Origin of the sequence: Brevibacterium oceani, from assembly GCF_013623835.1 — a bacterium.
Classification (GTDB): domain Bacteria; phylum Actinomycetota; class Actinomycetes; order Actinomycetales; family Brevibacteriaceae; genus Brevibacterium; species Brevibacterium oceani.
Genome location: NZ_JABKDE010000014.1, coordinates 22,388 through 48,309, shown reverse-complemented (window position 1 = coordinate 48,309; position 25,922 = coordinate 22,388). Strand labels below are relative to the sequence as shown.

General features: G+C 66.6%; 21 protein-coding genes. 12 read left to right on the top strand and 9 right to left on the bottom strand.

From position 1 onward, the window contains the following. Positions 1-165 precede the first annotated feature (165 nt). Both HK401_RS19985 and HK401_RS19980 read left to right on the top strand, forming a co-directional pair. A complete protein-coding gene (locus tag HK401_RS19985) occupies positions 166-1,611 on the top strand; it encodes an alpha,alpha-trehalose-phosphate synthase (UDP-forming) (RefSeq protein WP_258234370.1) in 1,446 nt (481 codons plus the stop codon). Between the two features lie 29 nt (positions 1,612-1,640). Beyond that, positions 1,641-2,771 (top strand): FUSC family protein, encoded by a 1,131-nt coding sequence (locus HK401_RS19980; RefSeq protein WP_309136060.1) that lies wholly within the window; start codon positions 1,641-1,643, stop codon positions 2,769-2,771. Between the two features lie 66 nt (positions 2,772-2,837). Here the strand turns inward: HK401_RS19980 and crcB are convergent, their stop codons facing one another. The 3 genes from crcB to HK401_RS19965 are packed head-to-tail and all read right to left on the bottom strand — an operon-like array spanning position 2,838 to position 4,212. After that, positions 2,838-3,218, bottom strand: a complete 381-nt coding sequence (gene crcB / locus HK401_RS19975) for a fluoride efflux transporter CrcB (RefSeq protein ID WP_181276430.1) — start codon at positions 3,216-3,218, stop codon at positions 2,838-2,840. Further along, a complete protein-coding gene (locus tag HK401_RS19970) occupies positions 3,215-3,682 on the bottom strand; it encodes a fluoride efflux transporter FluC (protein WP_181276429.1) in 468 nt (155 codons plus the stop codon). Before HK401_RS19970 ends, crcB begins: the two co-directional genes overlap by 4 nt. Continuing rightward, positions 3,679-4,212 (bottom strand): universal stress protein, encoded by a 534-nt coding sequence (locus HK401_RS19965; RefSeq protein WP_181276428.1) that lies wholly within the window; start codon positions 4,210-4,212, stop codon positions 3,679-3,681. Before HK401_RS19965 ends, HK401_RS19970 begins: the two co-directional genes overlap by 4 nt. A 316-nt stretch (positions 4,213-4,528) precedes the next feature. On the opposite strand from HK401_RS19965, the gene HK401_RS19960 reads away from it, so the two are divergent. The 4 genes from HK401_RS19960 (at position 4,529) to HK401_RS19945 (ending at position 10,485) form a co-directional block, all read left to right on the top strand. Then, complete coding sequence (locus HK401_RS19960; RefSeq protein ID WP_181276427.1) at positions 4,529-6,103, top strand: sensor histidine kinase; 1,575 nt, start codon at positions 4,529-4,531, stop codon at positions 6,101-6,103. Continuing rightward, positions 6,103-6,933, top strand: a complete 831-nt coding sequence (locus tag HK401_RS19955) for a response regulator transcription factor (protein WP_181276426.1) — start codon at positions 6,103-6,105, stop codon at positions 6,931-6,933. The genes HK401_RS19960 and HK401_RS19955 overlap by 1 nt, the downstream gene beginning before the upstream one ends. A gap of 133 nt (positions 6,934-7,066) precedes the next feature. Beyond that, positions 7,067-7,906 carry an ABC transporter ATP-binding protein gene (locus tag HK401_RS19950; protein WP_373563666.1) on the top strand — a complete coding sequence of 280 codons (840 nt, stop codon included), beginning with the start codon at positions 7,067-7,069 and terminating at the stop codon, positions 7,904-7,906. Continuing rightward, complete coding sequence (locus HK401_RS19945; RefSeq protein ID WP_181276425.1) at positions 7,903-10,485, top strand: ABC transporter permease; 2,583 nt, start codon at positions 7,903-7,905, stop codon at positions 10,483-10,485. The genes HK401_RS19950 and HK401_RS19945 overlap by 4 nt, the downstream gene beginning before the upstream one ends. Positions 10,486-10,729: 244 nt before the next feature. Here HK401_RS19945 and HK401_RS19940 read toward each other — a convergent pair whose 3' ends face one another. Further along, positions 10,730-11,980 carry an aminotransferase-like domain-containing protein gene (locus HK401_RS19940; protein ID WP_181276423.1) on the bottom strand — a complete coding sequence of 417 codons (1,251 nt, stop codon included), beginning with the start codon at positions 11,978-11,980 and terminating at the stop codon, positions 10,730-10,732. Between the two features lie 293 nt (positions 11,981-12,273). Here HK401_RS19940 and HK401_RS19935 point away from each other — a divergent pair, with 293 nt between their 5' ends. Next, positions 12,274-13,560 (top strand): adenylosuccinate synthase, encoded by a 1,287-nt coding sequence (locus HK401_RS19935; RefSeq protein WP_181276422.1) that lies wholly within the window; start codon positions 12,274-12,276, stop codon positions 13,558-13,560. 438 nt (positions 13,561-13,998) lie between these two features. Here HK401_RS19935 and HK401_RS19930 read toward each other — a convergent pair whose 3' ends face one another. Further along, positions 13,999-14,631, bottom strand: coding sequence for a GntR family transcriptional regulator (locus tag HK401_RS19930; RefSeq protein WP_181276421.1), 633 nt, complete (start codon positions 14,629-14,631; stop codon positions 13,999-14,001). Between the two features lie 87 nt (positions 14,632-14,718). Here HK401_RS19930 and HK401_RS19925 point away from each other — a divergent pair, with 87 nt between their 5' ends. The 3 genes from HK401_RS19925 (at position 14,719) to HK401_RS19915 (ending at position 17,334) form a co-directional block, all read left to right on the top strand. Next, the gene (locus tag HK401_RS19925) at positions 14,719-15,579 is read left to right on the top strand and encodes a helix-turn-helix transcriptional regulator (RefSeq protein WP_181276420.1); all 861 of its coding nucleotides are present in this window, start codon (positions 14,719-14,721) and stop codon (positions 15,577-15,579) included. Positions 15,580-15,705: 126 nt separating this feature from the next. After that, the gene (locus HK401_RS19920; RefSeq protein ID WP_181276419.1) at positions 15,706-16,119 is read left to right on the top strand and encodes a VOC family protein; all 414 of its coding nucleotides are present in this window, start codon (positions 15,706-15,708) and stop codon (positions 16,117-16,119) included. 168 nt (positions 16,120-16,287) lie between these two features. Further along, positions 16,288-17,334, top strand: a complete 1,047-nt coding sequence (locus HK401_RS19915) for an NAD(P)-dependent alcohol dehydrogenase (RefSeq protein ID WP_181276418.1) — start codon at positions 16,288-16,290, stop codon at positions 17,332-17,334. A gap of 3 nt (positions 17,335-17,337) precedes the next feature. On the opposite strand, the gene HK401_RS19910 is transcribed toward HK401_RS19915, so the two are convergent. Further along, a complete protein-coding gene (locus tag HK401_RS19910) occupies positions 17,338-18,498 on the bottom strand; it encodes a GAF domain-containing protein (RefSeq protein WP_258234368.1) in 1,161 nt (386 codons plus the stop codon). A 187-nt stretch (positions 18,499-18,685) separates the two neighbouring features. On the opposite strand from HK401_RS19910, the gene HK401_RS19905 reads away from it, so the two are divergent. After that, complete coding sequence (locus tag HK401_RS19905; protein WP_181276415.1) at positions 18,686-20,506, top strand: flavin-containing monooxygenase; 1,821 nt, start codon at positions 18,686-18,688, stop codon at positions 20,504-20,506. A 128-nt stretch (positions 20,507-20,634) separates the two neighbouring features. Here the strand turns inward: HK401_RS19905 and HK401_RS19900 are convergent, their stop codons facing one another. After that, positions 20,635-21,444 (bottom strand): putative endonuclease domain-containing protein, encoded by an 810-nt coding sequence (locus tag HK401_RS19900; protein ID WP_258234367.1) that lies wholly within the window; start codon positions 21,442-21,444, stop codon positions 20,635-20,637. Positions 21,445-21,795: 351 nt separating this feature from the next. Further along, a complete protein-coding gene (locus tag HK401_RS19895) occupies positions 21,796-22,317 on the bottom strand; it encodes a TetR/AcrR family transcriptional regulator (RefSeq protein WP_181276413.1) in 522 nt (173 codons plus the stop codon). A 167-nt stretch (positions 22,318-22,484) separates the two neighbouring features. Between HK401_RS19895 and HK401_RS19890 the strand changes: the two genes are divergently transcribed. Beyond that, positions 22,485-24,062, top strand: a complete 1,578-nt coding sequence (locus tag HK401_RS19890) for an MFS transporter (protein ID WP_181276411.1) — start codon at positions 22,485-22,487, stop codon at positions 24,060-24,062. A gap of 312 nt (positions 24,063-24,374) precedes the next feature. On the opposite strand, the gene HK401_RS19885 is transcribed toward HK401_RS19890, so the two are convergent. Beyond that, complete coding sequence (locus HK401_RS19885) at positions 24,375-25,922, bottom strand: tripartite tricarboxylate transporter permease (protein WP_181276410.1); 1,548 nt, start codon at positions 25,920-25,922, stop codon at positions 24,375-24,377.

Below are 25,922 nucleotides of genomic sequence, written 5' to 3'. Positions count from 1 at the left end.
GTGTGTCCGGATGCCGAAGGTATGTTTACAGTGTAATCGACATTAACAGCGAGAATTTCACATGGCAATCTCGCTAATCGTTCACCGTACTGATAGCGTCGATCTGGTTGCTATAAAATGAGATTACAACATAAACATCATTGATCTGGAGGAACGGTGATCGAGATGTCCGGACGGCATCGCCTCGTGATGGTGTCCCCATGGCTTCCTCGCCGCAGCAGCGGCGACGACTGTGCGATAGGCGAGGACTGGGCGTCCGGTGAGGAACGGGCGTCCGGCGACGACTGGGCGACCGGTGAGGCGATCATCCCCGCGCTCATGGCTCTGACTCGCGCCGAGGACGGTATCTGGGTCGGCGGGAGCACACAGCAGCCGTGCCCGGAGGGTCCGGAGAGCCCGGACACCCCTGCGAATTCGCAGAGTCCGGATCTGCCGATGCGGTCCGTGCCTCTCGACGAATCGGCCGGCTTCATCGAGGCCGACGGTCTCGGTCTCACGCGCGGAACGCTCTGGCCGCTCTACCACGATGATCTTTCCGGGCTGCGCTTCTCCCAGTCGTGGTGGACGGCCTACCGCGAGGTCAACACCCGGTTCGCCGAGGCGGCCGCCGAGGTCGCCGATACCCAGGCGACCGTGTGGATCCACGGCCTCCAGCTCCAATTGGTGCCGCGGATGCTCAGACGCCTGCGGCCCGATCTGCTCATCGGCTTCTCGCTGCACGTGCCCTTCCCCGGTCTGCCGACCTTCTCCCAGCTGCCATGGCGAGAGGAGATGCTCGGCGGACTGCTGGCGTCCGATGTCCTCGGCTTCCAACGCGAGGGCGACCGCACGAACTTCGCCGATGTCGCCGCGGCGCTGGCGCCGGTGACGGATCTGCAGGGCAGCTCGCTGCCGTCGCTGACAGTGGCCCCGACTGCGATCGACGCAGAAGCGGTCGCGGCAGCCGCGGACACCGTGGTCGACCGCGGTGAGCATCGGCACCTGCGCAGCCACCTCGGCGATCCTGATATTCTGCTGCTCGCCGTGGATCGGCTCGATCCCACCTGCGGCATCATGCACCGCCTCCACGCGATCAGCTCCCTGCTCGAAGACGGCAGGATCGACCCGCAGGCGGTCAGCTTCCTCCAGGTCGTCCTCCCGCCGTGCGCCTCGGATGCTGCCGGGGATCGGCTGCGCGAGGACATCGAGAGGTGCATCGGCCATATCAACGGACGCTTTGCGGGGCTGGGCCGACCGGTTGTGATGTACCGGCACAGGGACGTTCCCGTCGACGAGCTCATCGGCCTCTGCCTCGCCGCCGACGTCTTCCTCTCCACACCGCTGCGGGAGGGAATGGGTCTGAGCGCCGAGGCGTACGTGACCGCCCGACGGGGACGTGGGGGAGCGCTGGTGGTCTCGGAATTCGACGGGGTCGCCGATGTGCTCGACGGTGCTGTCGTCGTCAATCCGCACGACGGTCCCGGGTTGGCGGACGCGATCATGAGCGCCATGACGCTCGATCCCCGCGACGCTGCAAGGCGTATCGACGCCATGGCCGAGACGGTAGCCTCGGATGAAAGCCAGAGATGGGCGGAGACGTTCCTTGCGACCCTGCGCGGACGTTCGTCATGATGCCCAGTCGTCGAGCAGAGGAGACCGCTGTGCCCACCCTGTCCTCCGATCATTCTTCCGCGGGAATCGCTCATCGGTTGGCGGGCTACGTCCGGCGTCCCGAATTCGTCACCGACCTGTTCCAGATCCTCAAGACCGTGCTCGCGGCCACGCTGGCATGGTGGCTCTCCGGCGCGGTGCTCGATTCCCAGATGCCCTTCCTCGCACCGTGGACCGCGCTGCTGACCGTGCATGCGACCGTCTACAGGTCGCTGTCGCGGGGCATCCAGTCGACGGTGGCGTCGACGATCGGAGTCGGCATCTCCTTCGTCATCGGGCACTTCCTCGGGGTGAGTCTGTGGACCTTCGCGCTCGCGCTCTTCGTCGGCATGCTCGGATCGCGCGTGGGCTGGCTGCGCGACGAAGGAGTGGCGATCGCGACGACGGCGATCTTCATCCTCGGCTCCGGATTCGACTCACAGCAGCCGCTGCTGCTCGACCGCATCCTCGAGATCGCCCTCGGCGTCGGCATCGGACTCGCCGTCAACCTCATCGTCATCCCGCCGGTGCGAGACCAGCAGGCGGCTCGGTACATCGACAGCATCAACGAGCAGATGGGCGAGGTGCTCATCGACATGTCGCGGGAGTTCAGCCGGTCGTGGGAGACCGACCAGGCCGAGGACTGGTTCGAACGCACCGAGGCGATGAGCCGGGAGATCGACTCCGCATGGGGTTCGGTGCGCTTCGCGCGGGAGAGCCGACGCGGCAACCCCCGCATCGCCGTGCCCCGGCCCACCCGGCGGCATCAGGTCGAGGCCGACCAGGCATCGAATGAGAGCTACGAGAACATCCTGCAGCGCGTCGACGAAGGCATCTCGCACCTGCGCAACCTCGCCCGCACGCTGCGCGAAGCCTCCTATTCCGACGGTGACTGGGACACACGATTCCGTGAGGAGTGGTCGGCGATCGTCGCCGACGCCGGTCGCTCGATCGCCGATCCCGACGCCGAGGTCGACCCTGTCTTCGACCGCCTCGAGGCTCTTGCCACGGACCTGTCATCCGATGGGAACCTGCCGGCCGCATCCTGGCCGCTCTACGGTTCGCTGCTGACCAGCCTGCGTCACATCGTCATCATCGTCGACGATGTCGCGTCGGCACGGGAGGCCCGGGAAGAGGGCTGAGGGGCGGGCCGTCTGCGGTTGATCCGAGCAGAGGGCAGACGCTGCTGCGTCGCGGGAGGGCCGGACTCACCAGGCGATGCCGCCGAACCACAGTCCCAGCCCTGCCGCCGCGGTCGCTGTGATGAGCGTGCCGAGGCCGTTGACGAGGCTGATCGCCCACTTGCGCTCCTGGAGCAGGCGCACCGTCTCGACGCTGGACGTCGAGAACGTCGTGTACCCGCCGAGGAAGCCCGTGCCGATGACGAGATGCCATGATTCGGGCAACAGCGCCTGCGCGGCCAGGCCTGTGACGAATCCGAGGGCGAGCGATCCGGAGACGTTGATGATGATCGTGCCCCACGGGGTCGGACCGGTGGTCCGGGACTTGATGAGCCCGTCGAGGACCATCCGCATGCCAGCCCCGAGTCCGCCGGCCACGGCGATCGCTGCGAACAGGAGAATGCTCATCGCGGGCCTCCGTTCTCGGCGAGGTCGGGATCCACAGGAACCTCGCTCGCATCCGGGCGGCTCCGTCTGAGAGTCCCGAGCGCGATCCCCGCCCAGGTGGCCAACCCGCCGAGGACGACCGTGGCCAGACCGTAGCCGATCCCGATCCCGGCACGACCTTCGCCGAGGAGGCTCGCGGCATCCGTCGCGAGCGCGCTGTAGGTGGTGAACCCGCCCATGAACCCGGTGCCCACGAGGATGCGCAGTCTCCTGCGCCCGCCGACGTCGGGTCCGCAGCGGGCCAGCGATTCGAGGAGGAGTCCGAGGAGGAACGCGCCGAGTATGTTGATTGCGAAGATCGCCACGGGTATTCCGTCGATTTCGGGCACGGCGAGGCTGATGCCCTCACGCGCGGCGGTGCCGATCGTGCCGCCGGCAACGGCGAGACCGAGGTAGGTGGCACGCAGGTGAACCGGGCGGCTCATGCGCGGTCCGCCTCGGCGTCCTTCCCCGGATACGCCTTCCGGCGTCGGTCGCGGTCACGGAGCGGAACGACGACGAGCGGGCGATGCTGGTTCTGCGCGAGCTGGATCGCGACGGAGCCGTTGAAGAACTCGTGGAGGGAGCCCTTGATGCCGGATTTGCGCACGCCGATGATGATCATCGCGGCGTCGACCGCCTCGGCGAGTCGATCGAGCTCCCACATCGGTCCGCCGGCAAGCGTCCGAGTCGTCCACTCGACATTGCGGCCCTCGAGGGTGCGGGAAATGTCGGCAAGGAGGTCGGCGTCGAGGTCGTCGGCAGCCTCGGTGGTGAGATCGGGGTCGATGGGCATCGTGACGAGTTCACCATCGGGCTGGACCTCGACGGTGTACCGGGAGTCATCGACATGGGCGAGGATGAGCTCGGCATCGAAGCGCTCGGCGAAGGTCGCGGCCGTCTCGAGCACCTCGGCGGGCTGATCGGGCACGAGGCCGACGACGATGCGGACTCTGGGTTCGGATTGCGGGGTCATGTGTTTCCTACCTTTCGGGCATGCTGACGCCGGTTGAGGTAGGGACTGTTGTCGACTCTCCGGGTTCGGAGCGTCTCTCCGGGTTCGGAATTCGCAGAAGCCGAGGTTGGGTGCGGCGAGCCCCACCGCCGCGACACGTCTGCGCCGGCAACGACGCGCACGAGTCCCTTTCATTGTGACACATGGGCTGTGGCACATGGGAGAGGTCAGGTGGAGGTGCGGCCAGCGGAGGTGGGCCGGGTGGAGCGGTGGGCCTGGCGGAGGTCAGACCTGGGTATGATGCGGCGGATCAGCCGACCCCACTAGCATGAAGGCCATGGACTCCCGCACTCTCTCGGCCACCGCCTCGTCGGAGCACGACACGGGACGTTTCGGTGGTTCTGAACGTCTGCGGAGGTTCCTCACCGCCCGTCCGTGGATCCTCGACTCGCTGTTCTGGGCACTGCCCGTCACGTTCTTCGGAGTCCTCACCGCCGTGTCCATCGCGCAGACGAACGTCGTGTCGATGGTGCCGTCGTTCGTCCAGATCGCCATCGCCGTGCTCGAGACAGCACCGCTGGCGCTGCGACGCACGCGCCCGCTGCTCAGTTCGTCGCTCATCGCCGCCGGCTTCCTGCTCGGCGTGCTCACGATGACGGGCCCCAACCTCGGCATCGTCGCGGTCCCGCTCACCATCTTCTCGACGACGGCATGGGGCAGCCGCACGCACGGACGCATCGTGCTCGGACTCGGACTGACCGGCTCGGTGATGCTGGGCGGGTGGATGTACCTCGTTCTTCTGCAGTCGACGATCGGACCCGGGTCCCGACCTCTGGAAGCGGGATCGTACCTGCTGCTGGGCACGGTCGTGGCGCTGTCGGCGGCGATCGTGCTCATCGCCTGGCTGCTCGGCGGGGTCGGCTACCGCCGGCGCCGGGAGCTCGAGAGCATCTGGGAGCGCAATCGTCTCCTCGAACAGGAGCGCGAATCAGAGACCCGTCTGGCCGCGGACGCCGAACGCATGCGCATCGCCCGCGAGATGCACGACGTCATCGCCCATTCGCTCTCCGTCATCATCGCGCAGGCCGACGGCGGGCGGTTCGCCGCGAAAGCGGACCCTGCCAAGGCCGCCGAGGTGCTCGAGACGATCGCCGGGACCGGCAGGGACGCGCTCGCGCAGACCCGATCCCTGCTCGGCTTCCTCCGCTCCGATGAGGACTCCGGCCGGTCAGCGGCACCGCTGCCGGGCATCTCGGATCTCGATTCACTGGTCAGCGATCTGCGTTCGGCGGGACTCGCCGTCTCACTCGTCGGGGTCGAGACGGTGAAGAACGACCTGCTGCCCGACGGTGCGGCGCTCGCCGTCTACCGCATCGTCCAGGAGGCGCTGACGAACGTGCTCAAACACGCCGGCAGCGGCGCCCGCGCACACGTGTCGCTGCAGCTCGACGGCGACGAACTCATCATTCGCATCAGCGATGACGGAGGCGGCGCTGGCGGCGCGAACGGTGTCGGCGGCGCAGGTGCTGCCGATGGCGGAGTCGAGAGCGGCCGAGGCCACGGCATCGTCGGCATGCGCGAACGCGCCTCGCTCTACGGAGGATCGCTGACGGCACGCCCGATCCGGTCGACCGGCGTCGGCCGCCCGGACGGGAAGGAATCGGGACCGGGCGCGACCGGTCGGGGTGACTCCCGTCGGAACACAGTCGCTCGGGATGACTCGCGTCGGGATGTTCCCGGGTTCGCCTCAGGCAATGTGCCTGGTCACGCCTTCGGATCGACGACCGGTTTCCTCGTCGAGGCCCGCTTCCCGCTGTCCCGCCGACTGAGCACTGCCCAGGCCTCCGACGACGCTGCCTCTGCCCTTGCCGCTGTCGTGACTCCCGACGATGGCGAGACGGAGGGTCGATGATGAGTGAGAACACTGACGCGGTGCTGCGCGTCGTCCTCGTCGACGATCAGTCCCTCGTGCGTGCCGGCTTCTCGATGGTCATCGACTCGCAGCCGGACCTCAGGGTGGTCGGACAGGCCGCCGACGGCGCGGCCGGAGTCGAGACGGTTCGGGCGGAACAGCCCGACATCGTGCTCATGGACGTGCGGATGCCGCGCGTGGACGGGATCGACGCCACCGAACAGATCCTCGCGCTCGCCGACTCGGGACGGATCCGGACCCCGAAGATCATCGTGCTCACGACCTTCGACGATGACGACTATGCGCTGCGAGCGCTGCGCGCCGGGGCCTCCGGATTCCTGCTCAAGGACACCCTGCCCGAGGTGCTCCTCGACTCGATCCGCACCGTCGTCGACGGGGGAGCGGTTATCGCCCCCACCACGACGAGACGCCTGCTCGACAATCAGCTGCTGCCCCACCTCGGCGGCGGTGGTTCTGCGCCGACGAAGCCTGACGCATCTCGGCCGACGGAGGGACACGGGCCGGCGTCGGACGGGAACTCTCCGACCGGGCATAACGGGGCCATGCCGACGGAGTCGAACCGGGTGCACACGCCGCTGCTCGACGATGCCGACGCCCGCCGTCTCGCATCGCTGACTCCACGGGAACGGGAAGTGCTCGTGCTCATCGCCACCGGGCTGTCGAACACGGAGATCGGCGAACGTCTCTTCCTCGCCCAGCCGACGGTGAAGACCCACGTCGGACGCATCCTCATGAAGCTCGAGGCTCGCGATCGGGTCCAAGCCGTCGTCCTCGCCTACGAAGCCGGGCTCGTCGGCCCCGGACAGTGACCCTGTCCGGCGCGCGCTCGCACACGTGTCATCCCCAGGTATGACACCCCATCGCCGAGGCGGCCGCTGAGTCCCTCGAAGACCATCCTCCGGTCCGATGCGCCCAGGTGGGGGCGGCGACGAAGCTGGAGGCATGAACACATCACCGACGAACCACGACACCCGCCAGTCCCCGACCGCCGCCCCCGGCACAGCCCCCGCGGCGCCCCCGATGTCGATGAACGCCCCGGCACGGCCGACCGCGATCCAGGCGATCGGTCTGCGCAAGACCTACGGCGAGGGCGACGCGACGGTCCGCCCGCTGGACAACCTCAGCCTCGACATCGAATCCGGTCGCTTCACCGCGATCATGGGCCCCTCCGGATCCGGGAAGTCGACGCTGCTCAACATGCTCGCCGGACTCGACACTCCCGATTCCGGTGAGGTCTTCATCGGCGAGACCCCGCTGTCGAAGCTCAACGATCGCCGACTCACCGCGATCCGTCGCGACCGCATCGGCTTCGTCTTCCAGTCCTTCAACCTCGTGCCGGCGATGAACGCCGAAGAGAACATCCTCCTGCCCTCGCAGCTGACCGGGGCGAAACCTGACCGGCAGATGTTCCGGCGCATCGTCGACCTCCTCGGTCTCGGGGAACGTCTCAAGCACCGACCGCACGAACTCTCCGGCGGTCAGCAGCAGCGGGTCGCCGTCGCCCGGGCACTGGTGGCCCGGCCCGATGTCATCGTCGCCGACGAACCCACCGGCAACCTCGACTCGAACGCCGGCGAGGAGGTGCTCGGCATCCTCCGGGCCTCGGTCGACGAACTCGGCCAGACCGTCGTCATGGTCACCCACGACCCGCGTGCCGCCGCCCGCGCCGACCGCGTCGTCCTGCTCGCCGACGGTCGCCTCGCCGGGGAACTCACCGAACCGAACCCCGATTCCGTGGCCACCGCGCTGATGAACGTGACGAATGCGGGAGGTGCCCGATGATCCGCATCGCCTGGTCCAATCTGCGCGGCGCCTCCGGGCGGCTGGGCGCGGCGGTCATCGCGATCGCCGTGTCGGTGGCCTTCATCGTCGCCGCCCTCCTCTTCTCCCAGGCCTTCGGCGACACCCTGCGCAACCAGGTGCAGGCCGAATGGGCCGGCGCCGATGTCGCTGTCACCGCGACCGAGAGCGACGATCCGGGAACCGCGGGTGACGCGGAGGGAGAATCCTCTCCGCTCACCGACGACCTCGCGGCGACGATCTCCGAGGCCGACGGTGTCAAGAGTGCTCAGCTCACCGAATCCTCCTTCGTCTCGGTCACCTCGTCGGGAACCTCGGTGTCGGGGACAGCGACGAACGTCCCCGAAGGTCAGCACGGCCTCCTCGAGGGGTCGACCCCTGCCGACGATGACGAGGTCATGCTCCGGGAAGCTGATGCGAAGACCCTCGGCGTCGGCGTCGGCGACACCCTGACCCTCGGGACCTTCGACGGGTCGGGGCGCAGCTCGGACGACGGCCCGACGCTGACGGTCTCGGGCATCATGCCCGGCTCCTCTGCTTCGGGGCTGAGCCTCTACCTCACCGACTCGGGGCTGAAATCGGCTCCCGGGGAACTCGTCCCGGATTCGATCCGGGTCGTGGCCGCCGATGGAACCGATCGGACCACACTCGCCGAGGCGGTCACGAGTGCCGTGGCCGGTGCCGGGGCCGGTGATGCGGCGACGGTGCAGACCGTCGACGAGGTCGTCGAGGACCAACTCGAAGCGCTCTCGGACTCCACCGACATACTCTCGACGATCGGCATCGCCTTCGGTCTGCTCGCGGCAGGAGTCGCCGCGCTCGTCATCTCGAACACCTTCAACGTGCTCGTCGCCTCCCGCACCCGCGTGCTCGCGCTCTTCCGTGCCGTCGGGGCCTCCCGGTCGCAGGTGCGTGGGGCCGCTGTGCTCGAGAGCCTCGGCCTCGGCGTCATCGGATCCGTGCTCGGCCTCGGCCTCGGATTCCTCCTCGGGTGGGGGCTCTCGGCAGCCGCGCGAGCGTTCTGGATGCCCGAATTCGGCGAGGTGGCCGTGACCCCAGCGGCCCTCATCGTCGGTCCGGTCGTCGGCATCCTCGTCACCGTCGCGGCGGGGCTCATCCCGGCGATCCGGTCCTCCCGGGTCTCGCCCATCGAGGCGCTGCGCCCGGTCGACGTGCCCGCCGCTGCTCCGCGGATCCGCTGGGTGCGCCTGACGCTGGCGGTCGTCGTCGGCGCGATCGGAATCGGTACCTGCCTTCTCGGCGCCTCCTCCCAGTCCGTGGTGCTCGGCATCCTCGGCTGCTTCGCCCTCTTCGTGGCCCTGCTGCTCGGCACCCGGGTGTTCGTGCCGCCGCTCGTGGCCCTCCTCGCCCGGATCCTCGGGGTCTTCACCCGGCGCTCACCGAGCGTGCAGCTGGCCGGACGATCGGCGAGCACAGCAGGCGGACGGACCGCCTCGACGACGGGAGCCCTGCTCATCGGCATCACGCTCGTCACCGCGGTCGTCGTCGGTTCGGCGAGCCTGCAGCGCACCCTCGAACTCGCGACTGCGAAGGACACCCCCGTCGACCTCGTGGTCTCCGAAGCCGGCCCGGCAGGGTCGGGATCTGGTGCCGGGTCGGGATCGGAGCCCGGGATCGGGAAGAAGGCCGAGTCCGTGCTCGATGACTCGCCGATCGTCGAGGACCGGGTGAACGTTCCTGCCGCCTCCGCCTCATTGGAGGTCGACGGACACGAAAGCTCCGATGATCTGTCGATCACCAGCGCCGAGGCGGCCGCCGACTCCGATGTCGTCCGCAGCGACGGCTACGACGTCGACCAGGGCACGGTGATGCTCGACCCGACGTCGGTCGGCATCGATGACTCCGCAGACGACATCGACGGCGGATCCGCGACGATCAGCATCGGTGGGAAGGAAACCGTGCTCAAGGTCGTCACCTCGTACGACGTCCCCGCGGGGACGGCCCTCGTCAGCGGGGCGGACGCCGAACACATCGATGCTGCCGCCGGGGGCGACCTCGGCGAGCAGACCTGGGCGAAGATCTCAGACGATGCGTCGACGTCGCAGATCGAGGCCCTGAACTCCGAACTCGACGCCGTCGGAGTGAAGGCCGACCCGGAACCGGCACTGAACCGCGCGCAGTTCGCGTCGATGTTCCAGGTGGCGCTGGCCGTGGTGCTCGGACTGCTCGCGGCCGCCGTGGTCATCGCGGTGATCGGGGTGAGCAATACGCTCACGCTCTCGGTCATCGACCGACGTCGGGAAGGTGCGCTGCTGCGCGCACTCGGATTCACCCGGCGGGCGATGTCACGGATGATCACCATCGAATCGCTGCTGATGACGGTCATCGCCCTCGTCGTCGGGGCCGGCGTCGGAACGTTCTTCGGCTGGGTCGGGACGGCTTCGATCACCCCAGCGGGCTCGGAGCCGGTGCTGTCCGTACCGCCGGGTCAGGTCGGACTGATCGCGGTGGCCGCGATCCTCGCTGCGGTGCTCGCCTCGGCGATCCCGGCCCGCTCGATGTCGCGGATCGCTCCGGCCAAGGGTATGAGCATGGAGTGAGTGACAGGGAATCGATCCCGGAATGACCTCCGGGAGCGGTACGCGGCGCGGCACCGAGGCAATCGGGGCCGCGCCGCGTCGGTGCGGGCGGGCGTCGTCACGTGATCGTGCGCGTCCGCGCGTGGGCGAGGCGGTGCGGTTCTTCTGCCGTGCGGCCGCCTCGGGGACGGGCAGGGTCTCAGCCTCGGTGGCCGCCTCGGGGATGGTCAGAGCCGCGGTGGCCGCCTCGGCGAGGGTCGGAGACTCAGCCTCGGTGGCGGTCGAGCGCCCGACGCAGACGCTGCAGGCCCTCGTCGATGCGGTCGGGGGTATTCGAGGCGAAGCACAGGCGCAAGGCGTTCGAGAAGTGCCCGGCCGGGGAGAACGCAGGGCCCGGAATGTAGGCGACGCCTTCCTCCAAGGCGGTCGGCATGAGGGCCTCGGTGTTGATCGATTCGTCCTCGAAGGTCACCCACAGGAAGAACCCGCCGTCGGGATCGGTGGCCCGGACCTCGCCGGGAAAGTGCCTGGTCAGGCCGTCGGCCATGGTGATCTTGCGCTCTCGGTAGGCCTCGCGCAGGGTCGACACGTGGGAGTCCGCGCCGCCCTCGGACAGCCAGCGGGCGATGAGGTGCTGGTTGGGTACGGGCGCGCACGTGTCCATCGTCTGCTTCGCATTGACCGCGAGGTCGCGGACGGACGGGTCGACGTCGATCCAGCCGACCCGCAGACCCGGGGCGACGAACTTCGAGAAGGTGTGGACGCCGAAGATGAGGGGATCGTTCGGGCTGAGATCACTCAGCGCGGGAATCGACTCACCGTCGAACCGGAGCATGCCGTAAGGATTGTCCTCGATGATGACCGAGCCGTGCCGGTGGGCGAACGCCAGCAGGCGTTCGCGGCGGGGCAGGGACATCGTCACCCCGGCCGGATTCTGGAACGTCGGGACCGTGTAGATGACCTTCGGCGCGCGACCGGTGCGGGCGGTGTGCTCCTCGAGAGCCTCGACCTGCATGCCGTCCTCGTCGACGGGGATCTCGAGGATCTCGGCCTCGTAGCTCATGGCTGTGGCCGAACCGTTGGTGTAGGTGGGCGACTCGCAGGCGACGAGGTCGCCGGGGCTGACGAAGAGCTTGAATCCGAGGTCGAGGCCCTGCATGCCGCCGGAGGTGATGAGGAGGCGATCGAGGTCGCCCTGCTGTTCGGCGGGGATCTGCTCGGTGGAGGCGAGGTATTCGTGAAGAGCGTCGATCAGGACCGGTTCGCCCTTCGTCTCCCCGTAGGTGAAGTTCGCGGGGGAGAAGACGTCGGCGGCGATGCGCGCGAAGTCATCGGCCGGCAGCATGTCCGGGGCGGGTGCGCCCATCCCGAACTTGACGATGTCGTGGTCGTAGGCGGCCAGCAGCGTGGTGGAGGCGTCGATGACGGATCCGACGAGCTTGTCGCGACGGGTGGCGTAGGGCAGGTCCGGGTGCTGCGAAGAATTCGTGGCCGGATTCACTGAGGTGGTGGACATGAGCGACCTCCTTTGAGCGGTGATGCCCTGAAGTCGACTGCTCCGGCGACGTTCAGAAGGCTCCTGCCCGAACGACGGGTTACGTGGTGACCTCAGCATAGGGCCGGGTGACCTGCCGAACAAGGATGTGGATCGCGGGAGTCTGCGGGCGAGTCGGCGATCGGGTCCGCCCTCCCTCGCCGAGGTGGCTCCAGGCTGGCGAGGGGATGCTCCCACTGACGGCCGTGTCGGTGTGACCCAGTAGACTTAGCGAGTAATGACATCCCCCTCTCACTTCGAGGTGAAGCACTCTCATGCCAGCAATCGTTGTCGTCGGCGCTCAGTGGGGCGACGAAGGTAAAGGTAAGACCACCGACATCCTCGGCACCAGCGTCGACTACGTGGTCAAGCCCAACGGCGGGAACAATGCCGGCCACACCGTCGTCGTCGGGGGAGAGAAGTACGAACTCAAGCTCCTGCCCGCGGGAATCCTCTCACCGAACGTCACCCCGGTCATCGGCAACGGCGTCGTCGTCAACCTCGAGGCGCTCTTCGAAGAGATCGATGCACTCGAATCCCGCGGTGCGGACACCTCGAAGCTGAGGATCTCGGCCAACGCCCACCTCGTTGCGCCTTATCACCAGACGTTGGACAAGGTGACGGAGAGGTTCCTCGGCAAGCGCGCCATCGGCACCACGGGCCGCGGCATCGGCCCGGCGTACATGGACAAGATCGGACGCCTGGGCATCCGCGTGCAGGACGTCTTCGACGAGTCCATCCTGCGGCAGAAGATCGAGGGTTCGCTGCGGCAGAAGAACGAACTGCTGGTCAAGGTCTACAACCGTCGCGCCGTGTCCGTCGATGAGATCGTCGACTACTTCGAACCCTTCATCGAACGACTGCGCCCCTACGTCGCCGAGACCGAGCTCATGCTCAATGAGGCGCTCGACCGCGGAGAGGTCATCGTCATGGAGGGCGGCCAGGCGACGATGCTCGACGTCGACCACGGCACCTACCCGTTCGTCACCTCCTCGAACCCGACAGCCGGCGGCTCCTGTGTGGGGACGGGCATCGGACCGACGCGGATCAACCGCGTCGTCGGCATCGTCAAGGCCTACACCACGCGGGTCGGTGCCGGCCCGTTCCCGACCGAGCTCTTCGACGAGATGGGCGAGTACCTGCAGAAGGCCGGCGGAGAATTCGGCGTCAACACCGGACGCCCGCGCCGGTGCGGTTGGTACGACGCGGTCATCGCCCGCTACGCGGCACGGACCAACGGCTTCACCGACTACGTGCTGACCAAGCTCGACGTGCTCACCGGCATCGACCGGATCCCCGTCTGCGTCGCCTACGACGTCGACGGGCAGCGCGTCGACGAGATGCCGGTGTCCCAGACCGAGTTCCACCACGCGAAGCCGATCTTCGAGTACTTCGACGGCTGGACCGAGGACATCACCACGGCCCGGACCTTCGACGACCTGCCGGAGAACGCGCAGAAGTACGTGCTGGCCCTCGAGGAGCTCTCGGGCTGCCGGATGTCGGTCATCGGCGTCGGCCCCGACCGCGAACAGTCGATCGTGCGACACGACCTGCTGGACTGAGGGGTTGCCTGGGCACGTCCCAGATCGGACCAATCGTCGAAGGGCGGAACAGACAGTGCGTCTGTTCCGCCCTTCGACATCTGCCCGTCAAGTGGGAACACCTGGCGAAGTACTCAGGTTGCTTGTCTCATTCTCGCAGGGTTCATTGAGGCTTGACGCCGCTCCGGGGTAACGTGCCGGTCATGCTCCACTTCGGATTCCCAATGGCGAGAATTTCCTCCCTGAAGCGAACACTTGTACGCGTCGCCGAGGATGGGGTACTTCGACTACACCGTGGTCACAGAGACCTTCGAGATGCGTGTGCCGGGTGCCGATGGGGACGCACAGGCGGGGCTGTCGGGGAATCCGACCTGAGTCAGCTCGCGTTCGTCTCGTGAGTGGGGCCCGCGCCACAGTTCTGGGCTGTCGGGACTCAAAGATGGCAGGGTTATGCCATGGTCAGGAATCCCTTGCCGAACGGGTCGCGAAATCGACGAGGTAGTCGTTGAGTTCGTAGGCGGCCGCCTCGGCGGACTCAGGGTCACGGTCTGCCGCTCCGCGTAGCATCCTAGCGTGGCAGGCAGAACTTGTGGTGATCTCCGGGGCGGGGTCGATGATGTTCGAGACCCAATAACGCCGGGAGAGATTCTGCAGCGGCAGCATGGACTCAACGAGGTAGGGGTTCTTCGTCGCATCTGCGAGCAGCTGGTGTGTCTCGCGGATGGTCTCGGCGTAACTGGCGAGGTCGGCGTCGAGGTGATCGAGCCGTTCGGCCATGGCCCGCATCTGGCTCCGCTGGTCCTCGGTGGCGCGCTTCGCTGCCAAACGGACGGCGACGACGTCGAGTTCGCGTCTCACCTCGAGGATCCGTAGCTCGGTCTCGAAGTTGAGGATGGGGATGTAGATGCCCTTGCGCGGACGGATCGTCACCATGTGTTCGTTCGAGAGTCGCTGCAGCGCTTCGCGAATCGGGGTGCGCCCCAGGCCGACCTTCTCGATGATCTGATTCTCCGTGACATAGGACCCGGCTTCGAGTCTGCCGTGGATGATCATGTCCTCGATCGCACCGTAGGCCTGTTCGGAGAGTGTCAATGCAGGGGGAACCGTTCGTCGAAGTCTGAGATCCGTTGGTGCGATTTTACTTCACGACGGTCGCCGAGGCGGGTCTACACTGACGACATGTCCGCGGTGCGATCCGATGACCTTGTTCGTGCCCCGCACCCGCGCCTGCGACCCTTCGTCGGCGATTACGTCGGCTACGACATCTCAGGCGTCCCCGCGGGGACGCACCTCGGTCTGCCCTCGGGAGCGCTGGCATTCATCGTTGCGATCGACGAGCCTCTGTGCCAGGTCGATCCAGGGACGGGGGAGAGCGAGAGCTTCGACGTGCTCCTCGCCGGCCTCCACCTGCGTTCGACGCTCATCCGGCACAGCGGCACGATGGCAGGCATCCAGATCAACTTCGGCCCATTCGCCCCGCGGGCACTCTTCGGCATCCCGGCCGCTGACTTCGCCCATCGCACCTATGACCTCGACGTGGTTTCCCGGCCTCTTGCGGCCGAGCTCCATGACAGGGTCAATGCGGCGCAGAGCTGGCCGTGCCGGTTCGACGCCATCGATGATGTGCTCATCCGGTGCCTCGGCGACCGGAGGAATCCCCGCGCCGAGGTGGTCGAATCGTGGCGACAAATCGCCGTCGGCCGTGGCGGACTCCCCGTCTCTCTCATCGCCGACCGGATCGGGTGGAGCAGGCGTCACCTCGCCTCTCAGTTTCGATCCGAGCTCGGGATCGGCCCGAAAGACGCCTCCCGGGTGCTGCGCTTCGACCGCGCCCGCCGGCTCATCGCTGTGGGCAGGGTCCCGTTGGCCGAAATCGCTGCGACCTGCGGCTACGCCGACCAATCTCATCTCAACCGGGACTTCAGAGCGCTGACCGGAACCAGCCCGCAGGGATGGCTGCGTGGTGATGACGTGGCGCGATTGTCCGCGGTCGATGACTCCGTTGTCGATAACCATGCCGCTCACTCAGTTCACGTTTGAGCGGAACTCGGAGCCGCCTCGGCGAGTTCCCATTTCTCCAATACGCGGCGCACGAACGTCGCCGACGATGGTGACAGCGGCCGGGCGCACAGCTTCGGCCCGATGAACAGAGGGAAAGGAATCGCCATGTCGGAGACCAACCAGGGAGCCAATGTCTGGCCCACCTTCCGCTACCGCGACGCCAAGGCGGCGATCGCATTCCTACAGGAGGCGCTCGGTTTCGAGGTCGCAGCCGAATACACGAATCCGGATGACCCGGGCCGAGTCGAGCACGCCGAGCTGCGGTGGCCGGCCGGTGGGGGAGTGATGTTCGGCTCCGCCCGCGACGAGGGAGTGATGACGAAGGCAGGAGTCGCCTCGGGGTCGGTCTACCTGGCCGCGGACAACGTCCGCGAACTCCACGCCCGAGCGCTCGCCGCTGGTGCCACCGAGGTCATGGGACTGACCGAACAGGACTACGGATCCCTCGACTTCGCCATCCAGGATCCGGAAGGCGTGCTGTGGTCGGTGGGCACCTACCGCGGGGCGGATTCGGAGTGAGCATTGAGACGATTTGAAAGACTGTGCGGGGTCAGCTGCCGACTTCCTAGGTGCTGAAACAGTCCCGTCCACCAGGCAATATCAATGTCGGTGCATTCGTCGTGAGGTCTATTGTGTCAATCGGGACGGCGTTTCTCCGTTCCGATTGACACGAGAGGAGATCACTCGATGAAAGCGATCGTGTTCGACAACTTCAAGACCTTCCCCACTCTTAAGGACATTGACACACCGACACCTGGACCTGGCGAAGTTCTGCTCAAGGTCGCTGGAGCCGGAGCTTGCCATTCTGACGTTGCTGTCTACAACGATTTTGAAGAAGGCGGTCCCGGATCGGTGCCGCCTCCATTCGTCTTAGGACATGAGAACTCGGGATGGGTCGAAGATCTCGGCCCTGGAGTATCCGGATTCAGCAAGGGCGACGCGTACCTCGTGTATGGTCCGATCGGCTGTGGTCGCTGTCGCGCGTGCTCGCGCGGCCAGGACACCTACTGTGAGAACGCCGCAACAAACCCATACCTCGGCATCGGACTCGGTCGTGACGGCGGAATGGCCGAATACGTCACCGTCCCTGCCCGCAACCTTGTGCCGCTCGGAGATGCTGATCCGGTGGCTGCGGCGCCACTCTCCGACGCCGGCTTGACCCCGTACCACGCGATCAAGAATTCGCTGCCGAACCTCGCGGGCGGTGGGCGCTTCGCTCTCGTGATCGGTCTGGGTGGACTCGGCCAGATTGCGGTGCAGATCCTCTCGGCGCTGACCGGTGCGACGATCATCGCCACGGACATGAAGCCTGAGGCCATGGCCAAGGCAGAAGCGGCCGGCGCGGTCACCGTCGGCGGCGGTGATGACCAAGTCGCCCGAATTCGTGAGATCACCGGCGGTCGGGGCGTCGACGCGGCTTTCGACTTCGTCGGCGCCTCGGGAACTGTGGCCGTTGCCGCACAGACGATGGCTCGAATGGGTCGTTGCACGATTGTCGGCATTGCAGGCGGCTCATACGAATGGTCGTTCTTCACCAGCCCCTACGAGGCGACGTTGACTAACACTTACTGGGGCACGATCGAAGACCTCCATGAGGTCGTTGACATGTACAGGGCCGGACAGATCGTTCCCGAGGTAGAACGCTTCAGCCTCGATGACGGGCTCGAGGCCTACCGTAGGCTCCAGGCCGGTGAACTCTCCGGTCGAGCCGTCGTCGTCCCGCACGGGGACTGACCATCACTCCACCCGCGCGCTCACCCCGTCGGCCCACCGGTAGGGCCGGGTGGCGAGCAGGGCACCGATCGAGCGGCGGAGGCGGGACACCTCGGCGCGGACGGTGACCACATGGTCACAGTCGCCGTAGAGATGCCGGCTCAGCTCGGCGGCGCTGATTCCGGCCGCCCCCGCCGAGGTGACCGCCGCCAGAATCTGCGCCCGCCGCGGCGTGAGCGGAACGACGAACGGATTTGCTCCCGAATCGATGTCGAGCACGGGTGGATCGGCGGCGGTCCGCAGGATCACCGAGGCGCGACGGTCGCCGGTGGGCCGCAGCAGCCAACCGCCGGTGATCCGTTCGGGCAGGCACAGGCCCGCCCCGGGGATGAGGATCGAGCGGTCGGCCACAGGCGCCTCGATGCGGTCTCGGCTGCGCACTCCCTGCTGATAGGCCACCCAGCCCTCATCGTCGACGACGAGCGCCGGCCCGGGTGAACCGGCGAGCATCGCCGACATCCGGTCGCGCAGACTGTTCAGCTGCTCCTGCTGGGCGATCATCAGCCGCGCCTCGGCGAGTCGGACCGCCGTCGTCACCAGGGACTGCACCGCAGGATGGAGAGTCATGGCCGGCCCGCTGATGTCGACGATCCCCAAGAGGGCGCCGGTGTGCGGGTCGTGCACCGGCACCGCGCTGCAGTACCAGGGGTGCTGGGTGGATTCGAAATGCTCGGCGGAGAAGAGCTGGACGTCGGTCTCCTCGGCCAGAGCCGTGCCGATGGCATTCGTACCGACGACGGACTCCGACCAGTGCGCTCCCTCGACGAAGCCGAGGCTATCAGCCTGATGCCTCGCCGAGGCGGCCCCGTCTCGCCACAGAATGACCCCGTCGACATCGGTGACGACGAGGATGAACGGTGCGGCGTCCGGAGCGCGAAGCAGCACCGAGCGCATCTCCTCGACCACGAGCCGCAGCCGCGAGCGCTGCCGGCGCGATTCGACCTCTGCCTCATCGTCGACGACCCGACGATTGGCGCCGGCCGGATCGAGGCCCAAGCGCAGCATTCGGTCCCACGACCGCTTGACGAGCGCGCGCGGTTGCACCGGCGGCGAGGCCCCGGTGATCACAGCATCGTGAATGCGTGTCAGATCCCTGGCAAGATGCGCCAGATCCGGCTGAAGCATGCCTTGAGTATAGGTGCGGTACGTCCACCTGGCCATGGGCTTCGTTTTCCTCGGCGCGGGGAGGCGAAGCACGACCGGAGTACGGCCGCCGGACCACGTATCCGCCGTGCAACTCGGTGCAACTCTTCCGGTCTCCTTCTGCGCGGCATAGCGTGGACTCACTGAACTCAACGAGGAGGAATGAGAGATGACCACGACGATCGAACGCCCGCAGCAGACGGCCGATGACATCGCCACAAAATGGCTGGAGGACTTCGAATCCGCTCTGGCCACCCGCGACATCCCCGCCGCGGCCGGCCTGTTCGCCACCGCCAGCTACTGGAGGGACCTCGTGTCCTTCACCTGGAACCTCAAGACGGTGGAGAATCCCGACGGCGTCACCGATCTGCTCACCCACAACCTCGACCGCGTCTCACCGTCCGAATTCGAACTCGCCGAACCGGCGGTCACCGACGACGGGGTCACCGAAGCCTGGTTCACGTTCGCCACCTCGGTGGGACGGGGAAAGGGCCTCGTCCGCCTCATCGATGAGGACGGCACCAAGGCCTGGACCCTGCTCACCTCCCTGCAGGAGCTCGCCGGCCACGAAGAGCCGCGCGGCCCCCGAAGGATCAAGGGAGCCGAGCACGGCGTAGACCCCGACCGGAAGAGCTGGTCGGAAAAGCTCGCCGAGGAGGATGCCGCTTGGGGTCACACAGCCGACCCGTACATCCTCGTTGTCGGTGGGGGACAGGGCGGAATCGCCCTCGGCGCTCGCCTCCGGCAGCTCGGGGTCTCGTCCCTCGTCATCGACCGGTGGGATCGGCCCGGCGACCAATGGCGCTCACGGTACAAGTCCCTGTGTCTGCACGATCCGGTCTGGTACGACCACCTGCCGTATATGAAGTTTCCGGACAACTGGCCGGTGTTCGCGCCGAAGGACAAGATCGCGGACTGGTTGGAGTCCTACACGAAGGTGATGGAGATTCCGTATTGGTCGGCTACGAAAGCCACCTCGGCGAGCTATGACGAGGAGGCCGGCCGGTGGACGGTCGAGATCGACCGCGGCGGGGAGAAGCTCACGTTGCACCCGACGCATCTGGTGATGGCGACGGGGATGTCGGGCAAACCGAACATTCCCACCTTCCCCGGTGCGGACGTCTTCAAGGGCGAGCAGCAGCACTCCTCCCAACACCCGGGACCGGACGCTTACGCGGACAAGAAGGTCGTCGTCATCGGCAGCAACAACTCGGCCTTCGATATCTGCGGAGCGCTGTACGAGCACGGAGCCGATGTCACGATGGTTCAGCGCTCGAGCACGCACATCGTCAAGAGCGATTCGCTCGTGGACATCGCGATGGGCGACCTCTACTCCGAACGTGCGTTGGAAAACGGAGTGACGACGGAGAAGGCCGATCTCATCTTCGCGTCGCTGCCGTATCGGATCATGCACGAATTCCAGATCCCGCTCTACGACCAGATCCGGGAACGCGATCGCGACTTCTACGAGCGGATGGAGGCAGCAGGATTCGAGCTCGACTTCGGCGACGACGACTCCGGTCTGTTCCTCAAATACCTGCGCCGCGGCTCGGGCTACTACATCGACGTCGGGTCGGCCGAACTCGTCGCCGACGGCAGGGTCAAACTCGTCAAGGGGCAGGTCGACCACCTCACCGAGGATGCCGTCGCGCTTTCCGACGGGACGGAACTGCCGGCCGACCTCGTCGTCTATGCAACCGGCTACGGTTCGATGAACGGCTGGGTCGCCGACCTCGTCGACCAGGAGACCGCGGACAAGGTCGGCAAATGCTGGGGACTCGGCTCGGAGACGACGAAGGACCCGGGTCCGTGGGAGGGCGAGCAGCGCAATATGTGGAAGCCCACGCAGCAGGAGAACCTGTGGTTCATGGGTGGCAACCTCCACCAGGCCAGGCACTACTCGCTCTATTTGGCGCTGCAGCTCAAGGCCCGCTACGAAGGGATCGACACTCCGGTCTACGGCCTGCAGGAGGTCCACCACCTGAGCTGAGGCGCGGTGCGGGTGCCTGGTTCCGGCGAGTTCCGGACGATGTGTGCGGGAATTCAGCGCCGATTCCCGCACACATCGTCCGGAACTTGCTGTATTTTGGGGGCCTGATGCGCTCGAACAAGGTACATCTAAGCCTTGTGCGGCTCGGACAGCCCCAGATGATGACGGATCTTCGTCTCTAGCTGCCGGTAGTTGACGGTGCTCGTCACATGGAGGACGGTCCACCCCTCGGCGCGCAGTCCTTCATCACGGTTGAGATCGCTCACACGCTGCCGCTTCGACTGGAAGTGGTGGGCACCTTCGTATTCCAAAGCGAGCTTGGCGTCCGGGTAGCCGAGGTCCGGTTCGACCACACGCCCAAGAGTGTGGCAATGAACCTTCGGATGGACCAGGGGTTCTGGGAGGCCAACCTCGACGGCCCACAGCCGGAGGTCAGTCTCCGGTGGAGAGTCGACAGATTCGCGGACGCAGTCGAGGGCATCGACGAGCCGTTGTCGACCGCGGACGAACGGTCGATTGCGCACACAGCTGCGCAGCTCGTCGAGTCCGATCTGGGGCGGGCCGTGCCAGTTGCCGACAGCCGCATCGCCGAGTTTCACCAGGTCGCGGTGGAGCAGATTGCTGCCGAAGCCGATGAAGATGTCTTCGGGGGAGAGGACCGGTAGGCCGAACCATTGCCTGACCGACATCGACGCAGTGCGGTGGAGGGTGACCTGGGCGAGTCGGATACGTGAGTTCGGATTCGCGGTAGCAAGGTGGAGTTGTGGGGTGAGCCAATTCGACGGCAGCGGCCATCCGTAGAGTCGAGCGGCCATCGCATGACAGGCCGCGATGCCCGGATAGAGGAGGAGCGCTGCTCGGAGTCTTTGGGCGTCGAAGAGCCAATCTGCATCGGCCCAGATCGGAGTCGGGCGTCGGTCGAACCTCTCCATGTCCATGCGCACGCCAGGGAGCACTTCCTCGTAGCGTGCGGAGTGGTAGACGCTGTGTCTGGTGATTCCTCTCGCGCCATGATCTCGGGTACGAAACACTTGCGCAAAGTCATGCATCTGCCAGCGGGCACCATTGGACATAGGCATTAGCATCGTTCATCTGGCGCGAGAACTGAACGGTGAGATTTGGCCCTGTGGATGAAGTTTCGCTGTCCACAGGCTATCGCGCTTGAGTCAATAGGGTATTGTCAGCCGAGTTCAGGACGATGCGTGCGGGATTCGTGGGTGGAGTCCCGCATGGATCGTCCTGAACTCAGCGCTCATGACGATTGAGAGTCTGACGAATGGGATCTTTGCTCACAGGCCCAGACGCGTGAGGATGCGCTTGACGTGCTCGAGGGCCTCATCCTGTGAGAGCCCGAAGTTCTGATTGAAGTACATGCCGTCGCCGATGAGCTGGATCGTCATCGCCAGATCCGCATCGCCGAGGTGCTCGTTGAGTGTGTCGAACCACGCTTCCCGGGTCTTGCGCAGCGCCGCCTTCGCGTCGTCGTTCTCCAGTGCCAGGCAGCCTGCGGCGATGAGGCTGCGGTCGAGAGGCGTGCCGACCTCGGCCGAGGTCTCGAGATAGTAGTAGTGGAGACGATCGCCGGCGGCCTTCATCTCCTCGACATCCTCGGCGACGAGGCGGTCGAGCCGCTCGAGACTGCCCTTGATGAGCTCGGCCTTCGAGCCGAAGTGATAGAGCAGGCCGCCCTTCGAGACTCCGGCCTTCGCGGCCACCGCATCGAGTGTGGTTCCCGACGTGCCGTGCTCGTCGAGGAGGGTGTCGAAGGCGTCGAGCAGCTTCTCTCGGGTCTCGGTCGGATTGCGTGCCATACTCACGAGCCTAGTCGATGGGACCGCCCCGGCCGCCCGGCACGACGAAGCCGGTCCAGGCCCTTGGATTGAGCGGACCCGCTTTCGGGACAATGCCTCGTGTGACTTTCCTGACCTGGCGAGCTCTGCCCTTTAAACTGTACCGTCCAGACGGTACAGTTGAGCGTATGACGACGACACTGACTCCTCAGCTGCGCGCCGGCCGACGCGAATGGGTCGGCCTGGCTGTGCTCATGATCCCCGTGCTGTTGATCTCGATCGACAACACGGTGCTCGGCTTCGCCATCCCGGCCATCAGCACCGGGCTGCACCCGACCGGAGTGCAGCTGCTGTGGATCGTCGACATCTACCCGCTCATGCTCGCCGGTCTGCTGGTGGCGATGGGCAGCCTCGGCGATCGTGTCGGCCGTCGGAAGCTGCTCATCATCGGCGCGAGCGGATTCGGCGCAGCCTCGCTGCTTGCCGCGTTCTCGACATCGGCCGAGATGCTCATCATCGCCCGTGCCCTGCTCGGCCTCTTCGGCGCTACGCTCATGCCCTCGACGCTGTCGCTCATCCGCAATATCTTCGACCACGACAAGGACCGCCGGATCGCGATCGCCACCTGGGCTGCGATGTTCTCCGGCGGTGCCGCGCTCGGGCCGATCCTCGGCGGCATCCTGCTCGAGCACTTCCACTGGAGCTCGGTGTTCTTCATCAACCTGCCGCTGATCGCCCTATTCATTCCTGCGGCTGCCGTGCTGCTGCCCGAATCCCGCGACCCGAACCCCGGCCGCTTCGACCCGTTCTCCATCGTCCTGTCGATGCTCGCCCTCGCCCCGCTGGTCTACGCGATCAAACACAGCATGTCCGAAGGCATCGACATCCTCTTCTGGGCCAGCCTGTCCGTGGCGATCGTCGCCGGCGCGAGCTTCGTGCTGCGCCAGCTCGCCACACCGAACCCCATGCTCGACGTCAGGCTCTTTGCCAACCGAGTCTTCACCTCGGCGGTGGCCTCGAACCTGCTCAGCGTCATGGGCCTGGCCGGATTCCTCTACTTCGGCACCCAGCTGCTCCAACTCGTGCTCGGCCTCTCCCCGGTCGAGGCGGCCCTCGTCCTCATTCCAGGGCTGGCGACCTCGATCGCGGCCGGCTACCTCGCGGTGCCGATCGTCGCCCGCTTCGAACCGCGGGTCGTCGTGCCGTGCGCGCTGGTGCTCAACGCGACCGGAATGGGCATCGTCGCCTTCACGCCCGATCATTCGGTGGCGGGCATGATGCTGGCCTTCCTCATCCTCGGCATCGGACTCGGTACAGCCGAGGTCATCACGAACGACCTCATCCTCGCCGCGGTGCCGGCCCGCAAGGCGGGGGCCGCCTCGGCGATATCGGAGACCGCCTACGAATTCGGGTCGGTGCTCGGCACCACCGTCCTCGGGGGACTGTCAACCTTCGTCTACGGATCCGCACTGCAGTCTGCGATCGGTGACCGCGCGGGCCGCTCGGAGTTCGACACCCTCGGCTCTGCCCTCGAACAGGCCGAGAGGATGAGCGCTGCTGCGGGGGACCGGATCACCGAGGCGGCCGTCTCCGCCTTCGACCTCGGCGTGCAGTGGGCAGCCGGCGCTGCCGTCGTCCTCGTCCTCATCGCCGCGGTGCTCACGAGCTTCGGGCTCAAGGGGGCGGGTCGCCTCATGCCCGGTGCGAACGCCGAGGTGGGCGAGGAGGCCGCCGAGGAGGCAGGTGCTCAACGCTCGCGGACGTGAGCCGCGGGAGACGGTCCACGAGGTCCGGTCCACGAGGTCCGGTCCACGAGGTCTTCTGGGGGCACCGTTCGGGCGGCCCAGACTTCCTCAATCAAGACGAAGCGCGGATGTCGAGTCGTGTGCGACTCGACATCCGCGCGTGGCCTTGAACGACGGCCCGGCACCGCGCGTGGCCTTGAACGACGGCCCGGCACCGCGCGTGGCCTTGAACGACGGCCCGGCACCGCGCGTGGCCTTGAACGACGGCCCGGCACCGCGCGTGGCCTTGAACGACGCCGCGGCACCGCGCGTGGCCTTGAACGGCGGCAGAGATCAGCTCTGTGACGAGTTCGCCGGGGCGAGGACCTCCTGCGTCGTCTGCTTCTGCCGCTTCCGCGCCAGTACCCGTCCGATGCCGGTGTAGACGAGGGCTCCGATGAGGACGAGGTAGAGCACGATCGTGATCGGCGAGGACACGAGGGTCGCGGCATCACCGCCGGCGGCCAGAAGCGCATCGCGCAGGTTCGATTCGGCCAGAGGCCCGAGCACCATGCCGATCATCAGCGGCGCCAACGGCACACCATAGCGTTTGAGTACGAAGCTGATGATGCCGATGCCCAGCAGGATGAGCAGCTCGAACGTCGAGGCCGACGTCGCGTAGATGCCCAATCCGCAGAAGACCGCGATGCCGCCGTAGAGGTAGGGATCCGGGATCTTCAGCAGCTTCGCCCACAGGGGAGCGAAGGGCAGATTGATGATGAGCAGCACGATCATCGCGATGAAGAAGCTCGCCAGCAGACCCCAGACGAGCTCGGGGGAGCGGTCGAAGAGCAGCGGTCCCGGCTGCAGACCGTACTGACGGAACGCCGCCAACATGATCGCCGCGGTCGCCGAGATCGGCAGACCCAACGACAGCAGCGCACCCATGGCGATGCCCGTCGTCGCCGAACCAGCCGCCTCGGGGCCGGCGAGTCCGCGGATCGCACCCTTGCCGAACTGCGGGTCCTTCCGTCGGGAATCGAGTTTGCGCTCGAGGCCGTAGGCCATGAACGTCGGCACATCGGCGCCGCCGACGGGGATGACTCCGAAGGGCAGACCGATCGCCGTGCCGCGCAGCCACGCCGGGAGGGCCTCGCCGAACTCCTTGCGGGACAGGTACGGGCGTCCCGAAGCGTTGATCGTGTTGTCGTTGACCTTCCGGCGGATCCGGGAGGCGATGAAGAACACCTCGCCGAGCGCCAGGATGCCGACCGTCACCGTGACCAGGGAGACTCCGTCGAAGAGCTCGGGGACTCCGAAGGTGAAGCGCTCGGTGCCCGAGACCGAGTCGATGCCGATGACCGAGATCCCGATGCCCAGCACCAGGGCCATGAGCCCCTTGAGTACCGAATCGGCAACCACCGAGGACGTGGCGACGAAGGCGAACAGCGCCAGCGCGAAGTACTCGGCCGGGCCGAAGCTCGTCGACAGGTCCGCCAGAGCGGGAGCGACGAAGACGACGAGGAAGCAGGAGATGAATCCGCCGATGAACGCGCCGATCGCAGCCGTGGCCAGAGCCTGCGGCGCCCGGCCGGCCCGTGCCATCTTGTGACCTTCGAACGTCGAGGCGATCGCCGAGGCCTGGCCCGGGGTGTTCATGAGGATCGCCATCGTCGAGTCGCCGAAGAGACCACCGAAATAGACGCCGGCGAACATGATGAACGCGCCGGTGGGGTCGAGTGCGAAGGTCATCGGCAGCAGCAGGGCCACTGCCATCGACGAACCCAGACCCGGCAGCACGCCGACGGCGGTGCCGAGGAAGCAGCCGACGACGACCCACAGCAGGTTCATCGGCGTCAGTGCGTGAGCGAAGCCCTCGAAGAGGGACATGAGTGCGTCCAT

Bases quoted from the DNA above. Each gene is read 5' to 3' on its own strand.
- HK401_RS19985 (WP_258234370.1), top strand. From the start codon at position 166: ATGTCCGGACGGCATCGCCTCGTGATGGTGTCCCCATGGCTTCCTCGC.
- crcB (WP_181276430.1), bottom strand. From the start codon at position 3,218: ATGAGCATTCTCCTGTTCGCAGCGATCGCCGTGGCCGGCGGACTCGGG.
- HK401_RS19970 (WP_181276429.1), bottom strand. From the start codon at position 3,682: ATGAGCCGCCCGGTTCACCTGCGTGCCACCTACCTCGGTCTCGCCGTT.
- HK401_RS19965 (WP_181276428.1), bottom strand. From the start codon at position 4,212: ATGACCCCGCAATCCGAACCCAGAGTCCGCATCGTCGTCGGCCTCGTG.
- HK401_RS19960 (WP_181276427.1), top strand. From the start codon at position 4,529: ATGGACTCCCGCACTCTCTCGGCCACCGCCTCGTCGGAGCACGACACG.
- HK401_RS19955 (WP_181276426.1), top strand. From the start codon at position 6,103: ATGAGTGAGAACACTGACGCGGTGCTGCGCGTCGTCCTCGTCGACGAT.
- HK401_RS19950 (WP_373563666.1), top strand. From the start codon at position 7,067: ATGAACACATCACCGACGAACCACGACACCCGCCAGTCCCCGACCGCC.
- HK401_RS19945 (WP_181276425.1), top strand. From the start codon at position 7,903: ATGATCCGCATCGCCTGGTCCAATCTGCGCGGCGCCTCCGGGCGGCTG.
- HK401_RS19940 (WP_181276423.1), bottom strand. From the start codon at position 11,980: ATGTCCACCACCTCAGTGAATCCGGCCACGAATTCTTCGCAGCACCCG.
- HK401_RS19935 (WP_181276422.1), top strand. From the start codon at position 12,274: ATGCCAGCAATCGTTGTCGTCGGCGCTCAGTGGGGCGACGAAGGTAAA.
- HK401_RS19925 (WP_181276420.1), top strand. From the start codon at position 14,719: ATGTCCGCGGTGCGATCCGATGACCTTGTTCGTGCCCCGCACCCGCGC.
- HK401_RS19920 (WP_181276419.1), top strand. From the start codon at position 15,706: ATGTCGGAGACCAACCAGGGAGCCAATGTCTGGCCCACCTTCCGCTAC.
- HK401_RS19915 (WP_181276418.1), top strand. From the start codon at position 16,288: ATGAAAGCGATCGTGTTCGACAACTTCAAGACCTTCCCCACTCTTAAG.
- HK401_RS19910 (WP_258234368.1), bottom strand. From the start codon at position 18,498: ATGCTTCAGCCGGATCTGGCGCATCTTGCCAGGGATCTGACACGCATT.
- HK401_RS19905 (WP_181276415.1), top strand. From the start codon at position 18,686: ATGACCACGACGATCGAACGCCCGCAGCAGACGGCCGATGACATCGCC.
- HK401_RS19900 (WP_258234367.1), bottom strand. From the start codon at position 21,444: ATGGACATGGAGAGGTTCGACCGACGCCCGACTCCGATCTGGGCCGAT.
- HK401_RS19895 (WP_181276413.1), bottom strand. From the start codon at position 22,317: ATGGCACGCAATCCGACCGAGACCCGAGAGAAGCTGCTCGACGCCTTC.
- HK401_RS19890 (WP_181276411.1), top strand. From the start codon at position 22,485: ATGACGACGACACTGACTCCTCAGCTGCGCGCCGGCCGACGCGAATGG.
- HK401_RS19885 (WP_181276410.1), bottom strand. From the start codon at position 25,922: ATGGACGCACTCATGTCCCTCTTCGAGGGCTTCGCTCACGCACTGACG.